Annotated in this window: 5 protein-coding genes; all 5 read right to left on the bottom strand. The window is 38.1% G+C overall.

The window, feature by feature from the left end:
* Positions 1 to 42: 42 nt before the first annotated feature.
* Positions 43 to 7,695 (bottom strand): hybrid non-ribosomal peptide synthetase/type I polyketide synthase, encoded by a 7,653-nt coding sequence (locus BFS30_RS17190; protein WP_069380421.1) that lies wholly within the window; start codon positions 7,693 to 7,695, stop codon positions 43 to 45.
* Between the two features lie 88 nt (positions 7,696 to 7,783).
* Positions 7,784 to 16,609, bottom strand: a complete 8,826-nt coding sequence (locus tag BFS30_RS17185; RefSeq protein ID WP_069380420.1) for a non-ribosomal peptide synthetase — start codon at positions 16,607 to 16,609, stop codon at positions 7,784 to 7,786.
* A gap of 127 nt (positions 16,610 to 16,736) precedes the next feature.
* Positions 16,737 to 19,895, bottom strand: coding sequence for a non-ribosomal peptide synthetase (locus tag BFS30_RS17180; RefSeq protein ID WP_069380419.1), 3,159 nt, complete (start codon positions 19,893 to 19,895; stop codon positions 16,737 to 16,739).
* Positions 19,896 to 19,980: 85 nt separating this feature from the next.
* Entirely contained in the window at positions 19,981 to 21,837 is a 1,857-nt protein-coding gene (asnB, locus tag BFS30_RS17175; protein WP_069380418.1) for an asparagine synthase (glutamine-hydrolyzing), read from the bottom strand.
* A 63-nt stretch (positions 21,838 to 21,900) separates the two neighbouring features.
* Positions 21,901 to 23,529: an MBL fold metallo-hydrolase gene (locus BFS30_RS17170; protein ID WP_069380417.1), complete on the bottom strand. Its 1,629-nt coding sequence runs from the start codon at positions 23,527 to 23,529 to the stop codon at positions 21,901 to 21,903.
* Positions 23,530 to 23,541: the final 12 nt, after the last annotated feature.

Genomic DNA, 23,541 nt, shown 5'->3' with positions numbered 1-23,541 from the left:
CTATTATTTTTAATTGAGTGAATTTGTAAATAGGTTTTCGGCTTAACTTTCTAGGTTATCAAGCGCGTTAACAGTTGCATTATTTTTGTTGAAGTCTTTCAGAAACTTATTGATAAAAGTGTTTATCGTGTCATGGTCAAATAGTTCAGCGACCTGAATGGATATACCAAATGCATCTTCTATTTTCTGACTCAACAGAACAACCTTCAGTGAATTACCTCCCATCGCAAAAAAACCGTCATTTACTCCGATATTCTCTTTTTCAATATTCAGGACATCAGACCAGATCTCCACGAGTCTTATTTCTATTTCATACACAGGAGGGATATAAGAACTGCTCTTCTTGATCACCGGATCGGGAAATAAATTATAATCGACCTTTCCGTTAATATTAATCGGAAACTCTTTTAACCAGATGATTATTCCGGGAATCATTTGGTTTGGCAGGTACCTTGTCAACACTGCTTTTATCTTTCTTTCATCCAGACGCTCTTTTGCTAAATAATAAGCGACTAACGTATCTTCATTATTTAGCTTTTTTACCAAAGCAATCGCTCTGTCAACATTTTCAATTTCAGAGAATATTTTTTCAATTTCCTTCAGTTCAATCCTATATCCACGAATCTTTACCTGATCATTCTTAACGATTCTACCCATATATACTAATCTGTTGGCGGAATTTAAAAGCCCCTTATCTCCGGACTTGTAAACTCTTACTTTAGGATCGGTAGGAAGCTCAATGAAACTCATACGGGTATTTTCTTCATTCAAATACCCTTCCGCCAGACATCCTCCGGCAATAAAAATTTCGCCAGGAACATTTGACGGCAACAAATTATACTGTTCATCAAGAATATAAATCTGTGTATTATCAACAGGAGAACCTACCGTAATTAATTCATTCTCATCCTCTATTAAAATAGCAGTACAGGCCACGGTAGCTTCTGTAGGGCCATACTCGTTAAATATCCGGATATTCCTATTCAGCTGTTTCAGGAATGAAATTTGTTTCGGCAAAAGTTCCTCTCCTCCTAGAATAACAATATCTAAAGAAGTACTGGTAAGGTTTAAAGAACTCAGCATATCGATGTGTGCAGGCGTTGCCTTAACAGCTTTTATATCGGACTGAAATATCTTTTTCAAACAATCGTCAACAGCGTGGTCATCACTAAATACATACACCGCAGCTCCCCTTAATAATGGAGAAAAAATACTGGTTAGTGTAAAATCAAAAGAAATTGAGGTAAATAAAGGGAGGTCAAACTGCTGCTGATCAAAGTAAAACTCATTGGCCCAACTGATATAATTAGCAAGACTATTTTGAGCAACCTTCACGCCTTTTGGATAACCAGTTGAACCTGAGGTGAATAAAATATAAGCGCCATCGGTTAACTCTCCTTGATATACACGTTCATCATTGACCGGTAATTCCGCTAACTGAATATCCATGCAAAATACAGTCCCCTGGAAATAAGTCAGGTCAAACATATAATCAGCCAACGTAAGTGCAACGCTTGCAGCTGAGTTTTCCATTATATATTTTACCCGTTCCTCCGGTAAGGAGATATCAATTGGAACAAAGACAGCCCGACTTTTAATGGAAGCCAGGATTGCTATAATGAGGTAAGCTGATTTAGGCAGATATATGGCAACACGATCTCCTTCTTTGATGTTACAACTATCAATCAGATAATCAGAAAGCTTATTGACTTCTTTGATTAACTGGCCGTAAGTCATTTGTCTTCCATCGAAGTGAATAGCGATATTATCTTTTGCTTCCTCTGCAACTTTACAGAATTCAGAAAAAATAAGAGATGCGCTGGTTTGAACGGTTTCTTTACCTCTTAATACCATATCAGGATAACTTTCCTCATTGTTGGGCAACAATAGGTTAACCTCTTTAATCTGAAGATTGGGTTTTTCTAAAATCTGATGTAAAATATGCCTATAATAAGCGCTGTAAAGTGATATTGTTTGTTCTTCAAACAAACTTGAGTTATATTCGAAACAGAAACTCAGTTCGTTTTGGTGCAAACTAAAAGTGAATAATAAATCAAATCCTACTTTGACATTACCATGTTCAACGTAGTTCAATACGGTGTGATGATCAGGCTGCTCAACCACGGTTTCTCCAATATTATCAGAAGAAAATACGACGTCAAAAAGAGGATTTCTTTTTCTGTCTTTTGGCAATTCTAGCTTGGCGATCAGCTCTTCAAATGGAAACTTTCTGTTGTCAAAGTCCTCATAAGTATTATTTTTTATCTGATTCAGGAAGACCTGGAATACCATTTCATCATCAATCGTATTTCTGAGTGGGATAGTTTCAATAAACATCCCCATTGTATTTTCAAATCCAATAATATCCCGGCCAAAATGAGTGGTACCAATGATCACTTCGGACTCTCCGGTCAGCTTCCTCAACAATACGTACAAAGCAGACAAGGTATAAGTAAATAAAGTTACGCCTTCATTCTTAGCTGCGTTGATGGCGAGCAGTGATAGATCGGCAGGAATTGTAAATCTGTGTCTTTTTCCTGTCTTCTGATCATTTGCTTTTCGGGGATGATCGAGCATCAGTCCATTGAGTTGACTATAATCTTTAAATTTATTTAACCAATGCTGTTCCTCGGCTTTTATTTCCTCCTGCATTTCAGCAGCATAAAACTGATGAATATAAGATCTGAAGTCGCTACTTTTTTCCGTTGATTTTACACCATCTAAAGAACAGAATAAATCAGTCAGAAAGACTTTGTTGGAGACACCATCTGATATAATATGATGAATATCAACTAACAAAAAATCATCTCCGGAAGTATTTGTAACATATCCGATTCTGAAAAGAGGGGGCACTGATAAATTGAAAGGACGCTCAAACTGCTTCATAATTGCATCAAGTTCATCTTCCTGCAGAATAGAGTAATTTTCTATTTCAGCTGTGATATGATTCCCGAAAGATTGACTTGGATACGCTCCCTCCAAATCAAAAGAGGCGCGAAGAACGTCATGTTTTTCAATCAGTAAGCCAATGGCATAATTCAATTTTGCTTTAGAAATAGGTTTGGTTTTAAAAGTAAAAATCTGATTGTGTATGGTCTGTAATGGATTCAATCTGTCTAGAATGAATATCCTGTTTTGAGCAGGTAGTAAGAGACAATTATCAGATAAATCCGCTTGTTGCTGATCTGTTTCAGATATTTCTCCAGGATCAAGTTTTAAATTAATCACCTTTGAAAGCAGCAGGATTGTTGGATTACTAAAGAAGTCTCCCAAAGAGATTCTTACATTCAGTTCCTTTTTTATTTGATTGATGTATTTTACTGCTTTTAAAGAATCACCACCTAATTCAAGAAAGTCATCATTGATCCCCACTCTATTCAAACCGAAAAGAGTACAGCATAGGTTTGATAAAAGGATTTCTGTTTTTGTAGAAGGCGCTATAAACGGTGTAATGAGTTCAGGTCTTTCAAATGAATTTTCAATAAGATCGACAACCTCAACTTTTTCAGTTTGTTCTTCATTTTTTTGGTTATAAAAACCGGTGAGATTTTTTTTACTAATGATGTAGGCAGATTCAGGATTTGTCAGGCAATGGCGGAAAACCTTAACACCTTCTTCATTCGTAAGTCCATCTTTAAGAAAAGTATTGATATCTTCCTGAGTAATACCCGCATCCCTCTTTTTAAGCCCATCGACAGTCATCCCCGCATTTTTCCAGTCACACCAGTTAATGACCGATATCCTGTATTTGGCATCATTACTTCTTGCAAAAGCGTCGGTAAACTCATTAGCAACATTATAAGCAACCTGTCCAAACTTCTCTTTATAATACAAGTTTCCCGCAGAAGAAAATAGTACAATAAAATCAAGTTCATCAAAGTTCAACAATTGTTCAGCAATCAAAAGTCCATGAACCTTCAACTTTATATTATCAATAAATTGGTCCCGGGTTCTTCTCCGTATAACGCCATCGTAATCTATCACTCCAGCTGACCAAATCAGACCATTAATCTTTCCAAATCTCCCCTCAGCCAAACGAATTGCATGCTGCATCTGTAATTTGTCAGCCACATTAGCACAAATTACAAGAACTTCAGCACCATTCCTTTCCATATCCCAGATCTGATAAATAATTCTGCTGATGACATCTTCTTTTCCGTATTTATCTACCCATGCTTTTCTTTCACTTTCGATTGGAAAATCACGTCTGGAAATTAGCGTAAGTTTTGCTTTTTCTTTTAAAGCAAGGTCATGAGCAATTGATAAACCCATTCCTCCTAAACCACCGGTAATCAAATAACATCCTTGATTTTTTAGTGGGTCTTTAAATGCTCCATTTACCTTTATTGCTGCAATGGACGGTATAAATCTTGAGTTTTTGCGATAAGCAACGCTAATTTGACCATCTTTTTTTGACCATACTTCTCTAATCATTGAGCTAACTGGAGTATCATTCTTATCGAAATCAATGAGCTTACAGTTTAAGTTATCGTGTTCCACTGAAATAATTTTCAGCGCGCCAAGTAGCATGGCCTTTACTGGATTGATTTGATCATCCGGATTTATCCTAACTATTTCGCTAGCCAAAACCATCACATTCCTTTCATGCTCAAGCTGATGATCGGACAAGCTTTTAATTAGGAAAACAAGACTTAAATATCCCCGAAACATCCCGTCATCCAAAGAGACCGGGAAGTCGTCCAATCCAAATGCGTGAATAACATCTGCTTTCTCATAACCATCGGATTTTAGATCTTCAACCAACCGGCTATATTCATCCAGGTTATGGCAATTGACCACATAAGAAAGAGGGTTAATTTTTTCATACCTATCTCCAATGCGAATCTTAATTAGAGCATTAAAGTCAATACCTGATTTTTCCAATGCAAGTTCAGCAACTCCCTTATCATCACAAAAAACCATCAGATTTTTCTTTTCTGACTTTGGATTCAAAATCTGTATATCAGACTCATCTTTTGTCCAGGTTGATTCATACAACCAGTTTTTACTATTTTCTGCAGGCGTTAAATAAGAGAAATACAAATTCCCAACTAATTTCTGCAGATCAATCTGTAGGGGGAATCTCATTCTTTCAAACGCGTATATTGGCAATGGAATCTTTTTTACGGCCATGCCTTCGTAGCATCTAGACCACTCAACAGGCCATCCATTCATCCAAAGCTTCGCTATATTTTGATGCAGTAAATCGTCATCCTGTACCGTCTGAGAAGCGGTTCTTAACGTATTAACCGGCATAACAGTTTCTGTTACCATTAACTGCTCAACCAATTTAACCAACTGATTTCCGGGACCAACTTCAACAAAATGAGTATTACCTGCGGCAATTAACGTTTTTAATCCATCACCAAAAAGAACAGTATCACGCAAATGTTTGCTCCAATAGGTGGCATCTCTGCCAGTATCTAGAAATTTTCCCGAAATATTAGAAATCAAAGGTATCTTCCCTCTTTTGAAATTATAGTTTTCTAAAAATAAGCGGTATTCCTCCAGGATTTCATCCATCATTGAGGAATGAAATGCATGAGAAGTATTTAATTTTTTAGCGATGATATGTTTTGAATTTAAGGTTTCTATAAATTCGCTCATAGAAATCTTATTTCCAGAAATGACGACTACCTCTTCTCCATTTATAGCTGCAATGGATAAATCCGGAGGAAGCAGATCTTTTAATTCTTTTTCATTGGTAAATACCACATACATCTCCCCCCTTTCGGTATTTTGCATTAATAATGCTCGTTTTCCTATAATTTGAATGGCTTCATCTAAACTAATCATCTCCGAAATGACTGCTCCGGCATACTCGCCGATACTGTGTCCTATTAGGGCATCCGGCTTAATCCCAATTGCTATCAGAAATTTTGCCATCGCATAACTCACCGTAAACAAACTCAGCTGAGTGTATAAGGTATCATTGATTTTTAGTTCTGCACTATTTCCATTTCTGTAAATCTCCTCTTTTAGCAAAATTCCATGGTGACGTTTTATCAATTCAAAACATTCATCCATCTGTTGGCGGAAAAATGGATATTTCTCATATAAATCCCTACCCATCTCCACATATTGAGCACCCTGCCCGCTAAACATAAAAACACAATGAGGTCTTCCAGGGCTTTTTTCCTGTATATTACTAACCACTAGTTTCTCACTTAATTTTTGAACAAATTCTTCCGTACCAGAAGCAGTAATCGATGTTCGGTAGTTAAAATCAGTCCTTCCGCAATTAAGTGTATATGATAAATCCGAAAGTCTAATACTGGGATGATTTCTCAAATGATCGGCAAGAAGCAACCCAGCATCATGTAATTTTTTTGAAGATTTTGCAGATAAATTGATAGTACAAGAGCTTGATGCATTATTGCTTGCCTCAGATATCTGAACCGCCTCTTCTACGATAATGTGGCAATTTGTTCCCCCTATGCCAAAAGAGCTTATTCCAGCTCTGAGTTTAGCATATGGGCTTTCCCAATCCTGCAATTCCTGGTTAACATAAAAAGAAGAATTTTCAAAATCAATTTCAGGATTCGGAGATTTGAAATGTAAACTCGCAGGAATTTTTCTGTACTTCATCATCAGGATCACCTTAATTAAAGAAGCAATTCCGGCAGCACTATCCAGATGTCCGATATTGGTTTTTACAGAACCTATCGGGCTGCGATGACTTCCTGTCTGACCATACCCATCATTCAAAGCTTTAAACTCAATGGGATCACCTAATCTTGTCGCTGTTCCATGGGTTTCGATATAGGTAATTGAGTTTGGATCAACACCAGCAAGCTGCAGGGCACTTTTGATGACTCTTCTTTGTCCCTGAATACCGGGAGCAGTGAATCCAATCTTATCGCTTCCATCATTATTAACCGAGGTTCCTTTGATGATAGCATGAATTGTATCTCCATCTTTTACGGCATCTTTATATTTTTTTAGTATAACCACTCCTCCGCCTTCACCTTTTAAGGTTCCATCAGCCCCACTGTCAAATGCCCTGCAATGACCGTCGGAAGAAAAGATTAAATTTTCCTGATACTGATATCCCCCCTTATCCAGCAGAGATGCTGAAACTCCACCAGCGACAGCAATTTCACAATCTCCAGTCAACAATGCTCTGACTGCCTGATGTACGGCTACTAAAGACGAGGAACAGGCGGTCTGCGTAAATATAGCCGGCCCTTTCAAATTTAACTTATAGGAGACCAAAGAACATAAATGATCCTTATTTGAAAGATAAGACGTTTCCAGTTCTCCTGAATCAGGGTTTCCACTTAAAGACATGATAGACTGCCATAAATTATTATCACTTGCAGAGGCGTACAAACCAATTCTTTTATTAGTCTTTTCAGGACTACAACCTGCCATTTCCAACCCACTCCATACGATTTCATGAAATATCCGGATCTGGGGATCCATAATATTTGCTTCTGCAGGGGTGTATCCAAAAAACTGAGGATCAAAACATTCTTTATCTTGGAGTACTCCCTTTACTTTAACATAGCTGGAGCTATTATATATATCCTCAGCAATACCAGACTCGGCCAATTCTTCATTACTATAGTTATGAAAGGTCTCTTCTCCATTGAAAAGTTTATTCCAGTACTCTTCAGCATTCACGCAATTATTAAACTTTCCGGAATACCCGATAATTGCAATTTCCAATCCATTAACGTCTGACTTTGCCATCTGTATTTAAATAAATTTTTATTAATTCAGCTCTTGAAATATCCCGATTGTTAGATGGGATACATTAAATTATTACGGGTTAGTTTAACTAATCCCCTTCGTCCGTATTGAAAAGACTTACCATACTTTCCAGTTCCGAAGCTGAAAGATTTTCCTCTTCAGCATCCTGATCTATTTCCTTAACCTGATGGATGCGCCCAGCCTGCAGACGGATCGTTGATAATTCGAATAAACTAGCCACCGATAAACTGGCATTAAAATGCTGATTTATCTTCCCAACTAAGCCAATCAGTTTGAGAGAATTTCCACCTAAATCAAAAAAGTTCCTGTTCACTCCGATATTTTCTTCTCTCGTCTTCAATACCTCAGCCCATATCTTTACGAGATCTTTTTCGGTTTGATCAACCGCTTTGATGTTAATTTCATCATCATTAATCAGCTTTGGCTCCGGGAGTGCTTTCCTATTTACTTTACCATTCGCAGTTAATGGAAACTCTGTTAAGTGGACATAATAGGAAGGAACCATATAGGCCGGTAAAAGCTCATGAAGATAAGTCTGTAAAATTTGTATGGGAATAGCCGTTTCAGCTACATAAAAAGCGACGAGGTATTTGTCTCCCTCATTCTCCTTGACCTGTATAATTGCTTCTCTTATCGCTGACAATTCCAGCAATCGGCCGGCAATTTCTCCCGGTTCAATACGATGGCCCCGGATTTTGACCTGATCATCTATCCTGCCCAGGAATTCTATATTACCATCTTTATCCTGTCTGGCAAGATCTCCAGTGAGGTATTCCCTTAAACCCTTCTCGGAGGTATTCACAAACCTTTCTTCAGTCTGTTTCTTATTGTTGAAATATCCTGTAGCTAGACAGACTCCCGAAAGACGGATTTCGCCACTCACTCCTTGGGGAACTAAATTTCCATACCGGTCTGTTATCCGAACCCGAACATTATTTATGGGTTTACCAATAGGTATTTTCCCCATTCCATCCGGATTAACCAAATGATAAATACAACCAATACTTGCTTCTGTTGGTCCATATAAATTTACAATTGATATCGACGGATAATCAAGAAGAAATTGATGTGTAAACTTGACAGAGATCTCCTCTCCTCCCTGAATTATATACCTTAACGAAGCCAATTGAGAACTGATTTCATACTCGGGATTCTTAGAATATTCAAATACGGTATTAAACACCGAAGGCGCAAAATCTACTAGTTTGATGTCATGTAACCTAATCAGCTTACAAATGTTTTCGCAACTCATCTCGAAGTGTGGGGGCAGTATTATCGTCTTTCCACCATTAATCAATGGCCAGAATAGCTGCCAGACCATGCTGTCATAAACATATCTGGTGGTTTGAAGAACGGATGTGGCAGTACTATGACCAAAAAAATCATTCATCCAGAACAGTCTGTTCATGATTCCTTTGTAAGGCACCTCGACTCCTTTAGGTATTCCTGTGGATCCCGAAGTAAAAATGATATACATCGGATCCTCCATACTTAGTATGACTCTCTTTGTACCGGATGTATTTAGAAGTTCCTCATGCCTTACTTTTAAACTGAGTGGCGCTTCAAGACCTTCAATATCATCCTGACACAGTACCATTGCAGCAGTTGTCAAAGCAATACTTTGATTCTGACGTGATAGAGGCCAGTGTACATCAATCGGGACAAATGTACAAGCACTTTTCATGATTGCCAGAAACGATATCAATAATTCTAGAGAGTGATCGATCAATACACCAATACGCTCACCTGACTTAACTCCTGAATTTTTTATTAATTCAGATAAGGCATTTGCTTTTTCATCGAGTTCACGATAACTCAGCTGCTTTTCTTTAAAAACAACAGCGACTGCATCTGGCACCATTTTTACCTGCTCAGCAAAAAGATCTATAATTGTTCTTTTTTCGGAATAAACTTTACTAGTTCCCTGACCAAGCATGGTTAAATACTGCTGTTCTTTTTCTCCAAGCAGACTAATATCTCCAAGCAGGATATCCGGATTGGAAATTACTGTATTAATAATTTGCAGCAGATATTCTGCAAAACTGCCGATACGTTCTGCTGTAAATAAATCGGTAGCGTAATCGAAGCTTAGGTATAGGCGTTCCGGAGTTTCCACAACCGACAGTGAAAGATCAAACTTTGAGCTGTGTTCCTTATAATTATAAGCACTAAGTGTTAAACCAGGAATCTCCAATCTTTCATTATCAAAATTTCCATAAGAAAACATGACTTCAAACAAAGGGTTACGGCTAACATCACGTGTTAACTTTAGCTCTTCTACAAGATCCTCATATTGAAAATCCTGATGTTCAAAGCAAGATAAAGTACGAGAACGCAGATTTCTTAGGAATTCTCTAAAACTTAAACTTCCTGCTGGGGAGTTCCGCAATGCTAATGTATTAACGAACATCCCGATCAGACCTTCAAGATCAGCATGACGCCTCCCGGCTACAGGACTTCCAACCACGATATCTTCCCTGTTTCCCAAACGACCAAGCAAAACATTGAATGCCGATAATAATACCATAAATAATGTTGCACCTTCTTCTGCTCCTAAATCACGTAGATCCTGGGTTGTTTGTTCGTTCAATTCAAATGCATAAACGCCACCTTGATGGTTTCGCTTTTTAGGTCGCACAAAATCTGAAGGTAAATCCATCACCTCAGGTAAATCCTGATATTCCTCCAGCCAGAACTTTTTCTGTTGACTTATCCGTAACCGTTCCTTATCACTCAACTGCCATTCCGAATAATCTTTGTACTGTAAGCGTAATGAGGGTAGTTTTTCATCCTTATATAATTTCATAAAATCTCGGATCAGAATATCCTGAGAAATCCCGTCGTTAATGATATGGTGCATATCAATCATCAGCAATTCTTCTCCTTCAGAAATAGAAACCAATCCGGCACGAATTAGGGACCCCTCACTAAGATCAAAGGGACGAATGAATCTATTTATTATTCCGTTCAATTCAGATTCGATGGCATTATACTCTTCCATTGAAAAATTTGAACCGTCTCCGATTACCTGAAATGCTTCCCCATCTTTCCATATGAAATTGGTACGTAAGCTCTCATGCCTGGCGATAAGCAGCGCGAAAGTAGCGCTGACCTTTGTCCGGTCAGTTTTTCCACTGATCCTGATGAGATGAGGCATATTGTAAGCAATGGAATGTTTATCAAGTTCATGTAAAAAATACAACCGTTGCTGGGCAGAAGATAAATGATAAAAAGAATGCCTTGTTGAAGCCGAGATCTCAGTATACCCTGAATGTCTGGCGGAATCATTAATATAAGCACAAAGACTTCGAATATCTTGATAACCGAAAATTGCGGAAAGTGGGACCTCTACTTCCATTTCTTTCCAGATCTGATTGACCACACTTACTGCTTTCAAAGAATGGCCGCCCAAATCGAAAAAACTACTGCGAATATCTATTTCCTCTATATTCAGAGGTAATACTTCTGACCAGATTTTCATCAATTGCTGCTCGGTAGTCGTAACCGGCCCCTCATATTTCCCCTTAGAAAACACGACTTCAGGCAGAGATCTCCGGTCTATCTTTCCGTTTACGGTTAAAGGAAAGCTGTCCAGATAAACAAAACCAGTGGGAATCATATAATCAGGAAGAATTTCCAGTAGAAATTTTCGGATTGAGGCATCTTCTATTTCTACCTCAGCAACATAATAAGCGACAAGATACTTATCAGCCTCGCCCTCCTTTAATACCACTAATACTTGCTTTACTCCACCTAATTGCAGCAAGTTCTTTTCAATCTCCCTGGGTTCTATCCTATATCCTCGAATCTTAACCTGATCATCCGTTCTTCCTAAAAATTCGATAAAGCCATTCGCTGACCAGCGAGCCAGATCTCCTGTCCTATACATTAAAGCGCCATCCAGGTATGGGTTTAGTATAAATTTCTCATCGGTTAATACCTGATTGTTAATATATCCATGAGATAAACCAATTCCTGAGATACAAAGTTCTCCGACAGTACCATAAGGACTTAACCGCTGATACTTATTCAAAATGTATACGCTTGTTCCAGACACTGGCCGACCTATTGGTATATGCTGATCTCCCCTTATGTCACGGGGTATCTTATGGCAACAGGTGAAAGTGGTGTTTTCTGTCGGACCATATCCGTTATAGACCGTCACACCAGGTAATGCAGCATAAACTTTAACCACCGATGAAGCATGTACTACATCTCCTCCAGATAATAAATATTTTAACGGCAAATCTTCAATATTACTATCTACCCATTGATCAAGCAGTCCAGAGGTTAACCATAAAGTGTTAATTTGCTGTTTGCTGATCAGTTGGTTGATTTTCTTTACATCAACATGCTTTTCAGAGTAAATTACGATACGGCCTCCACTTAAGAGTGCCGGCCATATTTCAAATGTTGCGGCATCAAATGACGCAGAGGATAGCTGGAGCGTTACGGTATCTCTGCTAAAAATGATGTTTTCCAAGTCCAGGAGCCTTAGAATTGCCCTATGCGGTACCATAACCCCCTTTGGATAACCGGTACTGCCAGAAGTGTAATTTATATAAGCGACGTCTCCTCCCCCAACGGATTCCCTTAAAAAAGAATCAGAGCTTGGCGCATAATTTTCAAGAAGTTTATTCAGATCCAACACGATGAGGTCTTCTTCTGATTTGAAGGTCGCCCCGGCTAAAATAACTTTCGCATTTAGGTCATTAAGCATAAAAGTAACCCGGCTTTCAGGATATTCCGGATCAATCGGCACATAGGCTCCTCCAGCCTTCAGTATTCCTAAAATACCAATAATCAGCGCTGACGAACGTTCCGTAAATACCGGAACCAGTGTCCCTTTTTTGACGCCTTGTTCCTTTAACAGATTTGCAATATAATCCGACTTTTTATGCAATTCCACATAGCTGATATGATGATCGTTAAAAGTCAGTGCAATAGCGTCAGGCCTGCTCACCACCTGCTCGGCAAAAAGATGAACCACAGTTTGATCTTCACTGTACGACCTTACTGCACCCTGACCTAATGCCAGTAAAAAGGCCTCCTCATCTTCTCCTGATAATTTAATATCACTCAACCGAATATCCGGATTCTCCAATATCATTTCGATGATGTGTTCCAGATAAACACCAAATCGAACGATGCGTTCCGTGGTAAACAGATCGGTAGAATAATTAAAAGCAAATGATAAACTTTCTAACCCCTCTCTTACCGCCAAAGTCAGATCAAATTTTGAACTCCTTTCCTGATGATTATACGGAGTCATTGTTAGACCGGAAATATCCAGCACTTCAGTACTGAAATTTTCATAAGAAAATATTACGTCAAAAAGAGGATTACGATTCATCTCACGTGTCAGTTTTAATTCTTCCACTAATTCCTCATATTGAAAATCCTGATGATCAAGACAAGAGAGTGTCCCTGAACGTAAATCACCTAGAAATTCCCTGAAATTTAATCCGCCTTTAGGATAATTACGCAAAGCCAGTGTATTCACGAACATTCCAATTATATCTTCCAAATCAGCATGACGTCTTCCAGCAACAGGACTTCCAACCACAATATCTTCCTTGCCGGATAAATGCCCAAGGAAAATATTGTAAACCGATAAAAGTACCATATACAAGGTAGCTCCTTCACGACTGGCCAATTCCCTCAATGCATTTGTCGTCTGTGCACTAATTTCAAAAGTATAACTGTCCCCTTTATAGCTTCTTTGTTTTGGTCTTGCATAATCAACCGGCAAGTCAAGCACTTCTGGCAACTCCTCATACTCTGCAAGCCAAAAATCTTTTTGTTGAGTGATATGGACCTTTTCCTCTTCACTTTGCTGCCATTCCGAATAATCCTTATACTGCAGACGAAGTACTGGCAGCTCTTCCCCTCTATATAGTTTTATAAAATCGCGGATTAATAAGTCTTGAGAAACCCCATCAGTAATAATATGATGCATGTCCACAAGTAACACATCCTCGTCTTTTGAAACAGAAACTAGCCCTACACGGATAAGAGGGGCACTGTCCAGCTCAAATGGGCGGATAAATTGATTGATTACTTCATTCAGATCAGACTCAACAGCCGTATACTCTTCTACCTGAAAATCGGAACCATCCCCAATGGTCTGAAATACCCTCCCATCCACCTGCACAAAACTAGTCCGCAGACTTTCATGACGGGAAATTAAAGTACAGAAGACATTAATCAGCTTTTCACGATCAACTCCTCCGCTGATTCTAACCAGTTGAGGCATATTATATGCCAACGAATCTTTGTCTAATTCGTATAAAAAATATAACCGCTGCTGTGCAGAAGATAGGCGATAAAAGCTGTGATTTGCTGAGACCTGTATCGCAGCCTGAGTTGAACGGATAGCAATATCATTGATATACACGGATAAACTACTGATAGTGTCACAGTTAAATATTTCTTTAAGTGGCACTTCAGTTCCCAACTGTTTCCTGATTCTGTTCATCAGATTTACCGCTTTGAGAGAATGACCACCAAGTTCAAAGAAGCTTCTGTTCACGCTGATTTTTTCAGCATCCAGGTGAAGTATTTCCGCCCAGATCTGAGCCAGTTCCTTTTCTCCCGCTGTTCTTGGTTCCTGGAAATTTTGTTTCTGGTCCGGCCCAGCTTCAGGAAGAAGTTTTTTATCTATTTTCCCATTTGCACTTAATGGGAATACAGAGAGCCAAACATAATAAGATGGAACCATATAAGCAGGCAGAATTCCAAGAAGGTATTCCCTAAGAGAAAAAATTTCATTTTCAGCAGTGTAATAGGCAACCAGATATTTCTCTCCCTCACGCATCATCACCGTAACCAAAGCCTGGTTTACACCTTCAAACTGCAATAAACTACGCTCAATCTCAGCCGGCTCAATACGATAACCACGAATTTTGAATTGCTCATCAGTTCTCCCTCTGAATACGATTCTATTGGCAAGATCACGAATAGCAAGATCGCCTGTTTTATACATTTTCAACTCAGGTACAAAAGGGTTATCAATAAATTTCTGGTTGCTCAATTCTTCCTGACGGAAATATCCTGCTGCCAGTCCTTCTCCGGCAATGTAAAGCTCTCCAATGCTTCCTGCAGGAACATGATTAAAATTACTATCCAGAAGATAGACTGCCGTATTTCTTATTGGATAACCTATAGGGACTGAAAATGACTGATCCAATGGATCATATTTATAAATCATACAACCAACTGTGGCTTCAGTAGGTCCATACTCATTATAAATATCGATCTGTTTATCAAACTGCAAATAAATTTCAGCAGCCAGCTGACTGGATAATTCTTCACCACCAACAATCAGTTTCTTATTCTTTTTGGAATGCTCGCACGAAACAGGATCAAGATGTCTGACGATATTTAAATGCGAGGGCGTTAACTTAATAATATCGATTTCATCATCAACAAAAAGTGCATTGATCAACTCAGGACCTGCATCCTGGTAAACAATGATCTTATTACCGGATATCAGTGGAGTAAAAATTGAAGTAATTGTTAGATCAAATGAAATTGAAGTATAAAGTGGAAAGGTTGCCTTCGAACTACCAATGTAAAAATCTGACGCCCAGGAAATATAATTCAATAAAGAGCTATGCTGAATGACCACTCCCTTAGGCTTTCCTGTGGAACCCGAAGTAAAAATAATGTAAGCTAAATCCTCACTTCCAGGTATGCTTAAAGAATTTTCAAATGAAAATGTCTGAATCAGCTGCTCATGTATATCCAGGTCCAGAATCACGGTGTCTGATAAATCTGCTACATCGCCTCCTCTGGCAATAACTAACTTTAGATCAGCTTCATTGGTGATCGCCTTGATTTTAGGAATTGGATATGCCGGATCAACTGGTACATACACCCCTCCGGCTTTTAAAACACCAAGAATCACTGGAATCAACCATGCTTCATGTGCTAAAAATAACCCGACCCTATCTCCCTTCTTAATATCGTAATTTTGGTTAAGATAACCTGCAATTTTATCAGACCATTGATCTAGCTCCTGATAAGTACAAATTTGATCTCCAGCGGAAAAAGCGATATGCTGAGGAGTACGTTGAGCCTGATTTCTGAATAAGGAAATCACTGTGGTGTGATTTGAAATAGTGCTTTCTATAACATTAGCGGTGTACAAAATCTGTTCTTTCTCTTCCTCAGTGATCGCTTCGATCTCCCGGATAGGGATATGAATGTTAAGAAGTACTTTAGAAAGAAGGTTTAAAAAGCAATTTCCGATATATTCAATATAAGATAACGTATACTGCTTACTGTTATATTTAATTTTCAGGAGCTGATCACTGATATGGAAAGAAAACAAGAGATCAGGATTTAATCCCTGAAATGCCTGGGCAGTGTGCAGACCTTCAACCAGCAATCCAATTGAAGGTTCTGACTGTAGATCATAACCCTGCCTGAACATTTTCTCGATTGGGTAATTGCCCTGATGTAAATCTTTTAGAAGTGTGCTTTTTGTATGAATAAGCAATTCCAGAAATTTAAGCTGAGAAAAATCGCTGCTCCTGAATGGAATAACTTCATTCGTCATTTCTGCAATCTCAGCCTTATAAAAAGGAGTCAAAATGCAAACATCATCTTTGCCTGAAAACTTATAACCTAAAACAGTTAAAATGGAAAGAAACACGACGTGCTTACTCTTTGCTGAGGGAGCAACCTTATCCAATTCTGCAAGAACATTTAAAGGAACCGACAACAAACATTCATGCTGTCCGCTATGATTTAGTTTACTGATCGGATCGGGATTGCTAAAATAAGACTCGGATTCGAAACCATCTAATCTGGCCTCCCAATAATATCTTGCACCAATATTTCTATTGGCTTCAATTGCTTTAATATTCAATTTAGATTTATCAGACATATTATTCAGTGGTTCTAATAGAACCACGATTGCTAATCATAGAGACAAACAACCATGGGCTATATGTTTAGTTAAAATTTGGAATAAGGTTGGTCTACTAAGGCTGACTAATTAGAGACGAAGATGTTCAGACATTAAATGAAATATCATCTTCTATAAATTCAGAAGACTGTTCAGTATTACTGATCAGATCAATTAATTCAGTATCTGGCCTTTCAGAAAGTGTGATCACCAATGTTTGGAATTCTGCAATCAACCGTTCAATATCAGATGGAGAAAAGTACCGGGTTGCATACTCCATTCTAAAGTTAAACACACTGGCAGATTCGCTGACAACTAAAGAAAGAGGGTACTTGGTCGCTTTATGCTCAAATTCATGATAAGAAAAACTGGTATTTTCCAGGCCTAATCTGTTCTTATCATAGTTTTGATAAACAAACATCACATCAAACAGTTGCGTTTCCGAAACACCATTATTCTTATTTACTTCGATCAGAATATCCGCGAGATCATATAGTTGATGACTCTGTATCTGAATCAAAAGCTGATTCACTTCTTTTACCAGATCATTAAACGATTTCCTTGCATCCACCTTATATCTTACAGGAAGCGTTCTTGAAAACATGCCAACTAATGGTTCGAGTCCCTGTTGTAACCTTCCGGAAGACATGGTACCAACTACCAGGTCGTCCTGCCCCGTTAACTGGGTCATAAACAAGAAGAAAACGGAGTGTAAAGCGGAGAAAGCGGTGATACCGTCTGTTCCGGTTTTTGTAACCAAATCCGATATCAGACTGCTTTCTATTTCAAAATTTGCCTGAGCCCCCGACTCTTCATTTCGTTCTTGCAATGATGCACTTACGGGCAGCTCCAGTTTGGGAACTCTTCCGCTGAACATCTCCGTCCAAAAACCTTTTTGCAAATTATATTCTGAAGTTTCCCGGAAGTTTTTCTCCCATTCGCTATAGTCCACATACCTAAAAATCAATGGCTTAAGTTCTTTATCCGCATACAGGTCTAGAAAATCAGAAAAGATATTAATTTGAGAAAGCCCGTCACAAGCGATATGATGAATATCGAAAACAAGAAAATTTCTACCCTCAGCTGTCAGCTGGGCAGCTCTGAACAAAGGTCCCTTATTTAAGTCAAAAGGTCTTATAAAAGAATCAATGGCTTCGGCTATTGATTCGCCTGATATGTTTTCCAACTCAAAATCAAGTCCCGGAGCAATTTCCTGATAAACAGTATCAAGGCCTGTTACAAATTTAGTCCTTAAAATCTCATGTCTTTCAATTAAAGCGATAAAAGTCTGTTGGATTTTATCTGTATCTGCTTTACCGGTAATTTCAAATGCAACAGGTAAATTATAAGCTGTACTCTGCTTATGGAGTTCATAAAGGAAATATAACCGCTCCTGAGCTGAGGACAAATAATAAGTTTCCTTTTCCGGTGCTTTTTTAATTTCAAACAACTCATTTCTGATCGCATTTTTAATATAAGTAGCCTGACTTGTGATCGTCAACATTTTAAAAAGATCGCTCAGCGGAAACCGCACCTTAAAACGGGCATATATTTTGGCGATTAATTTCATCATGCTTAAAGAGTTCCCACCTATTTTATGAAAATTATCCTCGGTTGATATTTCCGACACACCCAAAGTCTCTCTCCAGATAATCAGCAGAGCTCTTTCTATATCGTTGACAGGAGCTACCAATATTGATTCATGACTTAATTCATACGCTTCTGCTAGTCTTTTATGATCAATTTTCCCATTCCCCAATAGCGGAAATTCAGTCATCAACAAAATACCGGCAGGCATCATATACGCCGGTAAAATAGCCATTAGATAGTTGTGAATTTTGTCCTCGAGAGAAGAAGTATGTGCTAGATTTTCCGCTTTAATAACAAATGCAATAATCGATTCCTGGTTTCCGATATCCTGACTTCCTTCAGTATCATTCGACCTTGTCCATTTAATGACAACGGCATTCTTTACCAATGCTGATTGTATCAATACATTTTCAATTTCATCCAGTTCAATCCTGATTCCTCTTAATTTTACCTGACGATCTTCTCTTCCAAGAAGTTCATAATTGCCATCAGGTAATATTTTAGCCTTATCCCCCGTTCTAAATGCCATTCTTCCCTCGAAAGGTCCAGAATGAATCAGAATGAATTTTTCGGCAGTCAGTTCTGCTGCATTAAGATATCCTTTACTAAGGAAATCGGAAATAATGTACAATTCACCTGATATTAAAACATTACATGGTTTGAAGTCCTTATTTGTAACCAACAGTTCCGTATCAGCGATAGGTTTACCGATTGGTATCCTGTTCTTGGAAACATCTGCAGGCTTAATTCTATAAAATGCCCTGATCAGTGTTGTTTCCGTAGTGCCATATAAATTACATAACTGAATCCTATCCTTAAAGATCTGGTACCAGTTTCTAAATTCATCGGGAACGATCTTCTCACCTGATAAAAGAATATACTTCAAATGTTTAAAACTGTCTTCCCTAAGTCCTTTATGGTCTTTTATTAATCTGAAAACACTCGGCACACAATGAATCAATGAAATGTTCGACTGTTCTAACCAGTCGAACATTCTTTCAGGAGTAAAGAAATCTTCGTGATCCGGAGGTATACAAAGTACTCCACCAGTAAACAGGGGTAGAAAAACATCTCTTAAAAATGCATCAAAATATGGACTGATCAGCTGACTTACTCTAAATGAATTATCAATTTCAAATTCTTCTGCTTCCCAGTTCAAAAACTGAGTCAAACTAGAATTTTTTCCAATAATAGCTTTAGGAATACCGGTTGAACCAGAAGTAAAATAAATATACAGGCTATCTTCTTCTTCGAAACCAGGATAAATAAGAGAAGAAGTCTCCGTAGGAACAGATTCCCCTATCAAATCTTCCAGGTGGTATATATTTGATACGGAAATCCTGGATTCCACTAGAGATCCCGAAGTAATGATGTGGCTCAGCTTCAAATTTGTCTTAATAGCTTCCAACCTACCAGCAGGCCAGGAACGATCTATAGGAACAAACACACATCTTGCATTGGCAATTCCTATTATAGCTTTAATCAGATCCGCTTTGTCATCTAAAATTATTCCGATATAGGTACCATGCGGTATCTGATCATCAAGTAACCTCTTCGTTATGCGGTTGGCATCCGCTATTAATTGAGCATAAGATACTTTTCTATCTTGATACTCAATGGCTATAGTTTCTTTTCCACGGTTGAGACTTTCAATTAGTTTATGCTGAAATATCATGGTTCTTTTATTAAAGTGTAATCGCTTGAACTGCGTTGTTTTTGTTTTAAGGCTGGAAAATCAAGTAGTATGTTCTTGAACTGATTTAGATAAATGTTTCCAGCAACATTCCGAAAGTGATGACAGTGGATAACAAATCACTTTCATACGGGGCATTTACAACAAAGCCCGGGGTGCTATATATGGCTTTAAGTTTTTCAATTTCATCCGGATTAAAATATCCTTGTCTTTTAATCAGGTCATAAGACAAAAGATCATTGATATATGCGGAGTTCTGTTGTAACAAATAGGGACTCCCAGGTGCAATAAAATGAAATTTTTCTCTTTCCATAATACTTTTCGGAAGGATGCTTTCTCCTATTTTTCGTAAAATGTATTTTTCTGTAAAGTCGTTAAGTTTTAATTCCGACGGAATTTTAGCCGAATATTCAACCAGATTTTTATCCAGAAAAGGGTATCTGACCTCAACGGAATTTGCCATAGCCATCCGGTCTCCGTGATCGCCAACAAGATGGTCTACTAGTCTTAATTTATAATCTATGTAAGCTCTTTTGTTGAGCACATCTCTATTTTTAATGCGATCTTTATTTACTACCGGATAATTAAGACAGTTGGTTTCATCGTATCTGTCGTTTAAATCCTTTGAATAAAGGTTTCTCTTCAATAGGTCAAAATCTGTAAAATTTCGCTCATAGAAAAAATCTTCGTCTCCCCAAAGTTTGTTTCTGACTACCTTCTCTGCTGCAGTACTTTCATTTCCTATCAGGTTCATTGAACGCATCTTATCAAATCGGTACCCAACGTAACCAGCAAAAAATTCATCGGCTCCTTCTCCTGATAAGATTACTTTTAAGTCATGTGACCTGACACTTTCTGATAGCGCCATAGAAGCCGTATTATAAGTTTCTTTAATCGGACATTCACTATGATAAACTGACAACTTCAACCGCTCAATGATATCACTGTAAGGAAACATATTTTTTGTCAGAACAGATCCACATTCCCTTGAAATAATGTCTTGATACTTTGCTTCAGAATACAATGCATCTTCGAAATCAATTGAAAAAGCCTTCCTAAGGATCCCCGGAGCCTGTTGCTTCACCTTCATAGCAATCATAGACGAATCCAGACCACCACTTAAATAAAATCCACTGGGAACGTCTGCCCTCAACCTCAATTTAACTGATTCATTAAACAACTCTTCCAGTTCACTGATATAATCATGTTCTGTTTTTCCATTAAATGTGGTTTCGCCTTCCGGATAGATCAAATCCCAATATTCAACATCTTTTAAATTTCCGTTATCATCAAGAATCAGATAATGTCCGTTTTCCAGGCTGTGAATATTCTTAAACATAGTTCTCGGACTTATGAGCCCGGCAAACGTGAATACCTGATCCAGCCCCACGGTATCGATTTCACGTGCCACTTCGGGATGTTCCAGAATCGCCTTTATTTCTGAACCAAAAATAAAAGTATGATTGACGCGGGTATAGAAGAAGGGGATGATTCCCATTTGATCTCTGGCGCAGAACAGGAGTTTTCTTTTCCTGTCATATAGGGCAAAGGCAAACTGACCATTGAGTTCATTTAAAAAATCTGCACCTTTTTCTTCATACAAATGAAGAATTACTTCGATGTCAGTAGTTGTTCTAAAATGGTGTCCTTTTTTGACTAATTGCTCCTTGAGTTCAATATAATTGAAAATCTCTCCATTGCAAATCAACACTAAAGATTCATCCTCATTGTACAACGGTTGCATCCCATCCTGTAAACCAATGATACTTAACCTCGTAAAGCCAAACACTACATTTTCAAAAAGCAAAGTGTCCTGAGCATCCGGACCACGATGAATGAGCTTATGAGTCATTCTTTCTATAATCTCTTTGTCATTACCGTCTGCACGCGCATCATATTTTAAAAAGCCACAAATACCACACATATGGTTATTTTAGTTAAATTGATAATATAAAAAACAGGATAGTAGGTCGATAGGAAGCCAATGTTAAATTGACTGATAGCTTTCTTTCAATTGAAGCTCATCATAAGTATAAAATAGTTCCTTCTCTCCAAATAATCTTTCCGCAACGATATTTTTGTTTTTACAGTATTCTACCAGCATATCTGATTGAACAATCGGATGTGAGGTAGCGGTATATTTGATACTGCTTATAAATTCCAGCCAGGGTTCCTGCCCCATAGCATATACGTAAGCTTCTTTCGGATTGAAAATATCGATCAGATGCATTCCTCTTTCACAATCGCAGCCGGAAAGTCTTCTTGATTGATCATTTTCTCTTGAAATCTTCTCCGTCAGCAATGGACCATATAACCATGATAGTGGGGCACCATCACATTCCATTCCCAGAAAAATAACATCTACATCTCCTATTATTGCTTGTATATGCTCATAAATTTTTGCTTCCAGAATTCTGGAATCAGCAACAAATAGAAAAGTAAACTGGTCTATCGCTACATGAAAACATGCTTTCGATTTAATATTTAAATCACTATGTTCCCCGGTAAATGGAAGCCCGGTAATCTTTACATTTTTCAACTGAATCTCTTCCATTTCATCTATTTCAATAACATTATGAAATCCTGCACTCTTAAACATCAGTTTAAGATTAGGATCCTGTAATGCACCACTTGAAGTTCTTGGAACAACTATATTTTTGATTTTATGACGTAGGGGTAGTAATGTTTCAAATAAAATATGGTCCTGATGGTTGTGTGTAATCAATACATAATCGATCACATCAGGAATATCAATATCAGAAAAATGGGCCACGCTGGATTCGTATCCATAATAACTGATTACCGGATCAGTAAGGACACATACATCTTCCGTCTCTATCATGATACATGCATGCCCAAAATACCTCATTCGCGCCTTTGAACCTTTATACTTTTCGTAAGGTTGACAGGGTTCGGTGGTAAAAAAAGAATCGAACAGTTCCCTGTCTTTATCATTTATCCCAAGCACCTTAGCTATTTCATCAATGGAACCTGGTTCTCTTTTCATTTTACTCAACTGATCAATCCCGGGATGATCAAACGGAATATCGAGGTGCAGAACACCTGGTTCATCAAGACGCGGAGTGCTCAAACAGAAAGGCCGTTCATCATTTGAAGTTGACCACAGGGCAATACTTTGAGATGATTTATTATAAAACTCGCTTTGATAAAGCAGTGGCTCAAAAAAACGGAATGAAGGATTATTATTTAGATCATAAACCAATTCAACATATCCTTTGAGAATTTCAGGAACTTTTTCATACAATGGTTCAAGAGAGCCTCCGCTAACATTGGTTTTCAGCATACTGTCCAACTCCTGGACCGCCTCTGCAAACAGAATTGATTTACTTTGTTTTTCCAGGGTTTTTGCTTTCAGCAGCGCAATATCCTCTACTCTTTCTGTAGGGAAATCCATAAAGGGCCCTCCCAGCATTTTTGGGTTCTTGACCGCTGCCTCGTGCATTTTAGGAGATTGAAGATAGGAATTCATGATTTTCAAATGCCTTCCAACAATGTTCATTGCACTTGTTGCAGGAGAAATCAGATGTGGCCAGGCGTACCATCTGTCAAATAACGGTTCTATAACTACATTGGGTTTTAACAAAAATTTTTCCATGTCACTGCTTAT

This window comes from Pedobacter steynii, from assembly GCF_001721645.1.
Lineage (GTDB): Bacteria > Bacteroidota > Bacteroidia > Sphingobacteriales > Sphingobacteriaceae > Pedobacter > Pedobacter steynii_A.
The sequence above is the reverse complement of the archived record's forward strand: the minus strand, read 5'-3'. Positions and strand labels throughout refer to the sequence as shown.

Bases quoted from the DNA above. Each gene is read 5' to 3' on its own strand.
- BFS30_RS17180 (WP_069380419.1), bottom strand. From the start codon at position 19,895: ATGATATTTCAGCATAAACTAATTGAAAGTCTCAACCGTGGAAAAGAA.
- BFS30_RS17190 (WP_069380421.1), bottom strand. From the start codon at position 7,695: ATGGCAAAGTCAGACGTTAATGGATTGGAAATTGCAATTATCGGGTAT.
- asnB (WP_069380418.1), bottom strand. From the start codon at position 21,837: ATGTGTGGTATTTGTGGCTTTTTAAAATATGATGCGCGTGCAGACGGT.
- BFS30_RS17185 (WP_069380420.1), bottom strand. From the start codon at position 16,609: ATGTCTGATAAATCTAAATTGAATATTAAAGCAATTGAAGCCAATAGA.
- BFS30_RS17170 (WP_069380417.1), bottom strand. From the start codon at position 23,529: ATGGAAAAATTTTTGTTAAAACCCAATGTAGTTATAGAACCGTTATTT.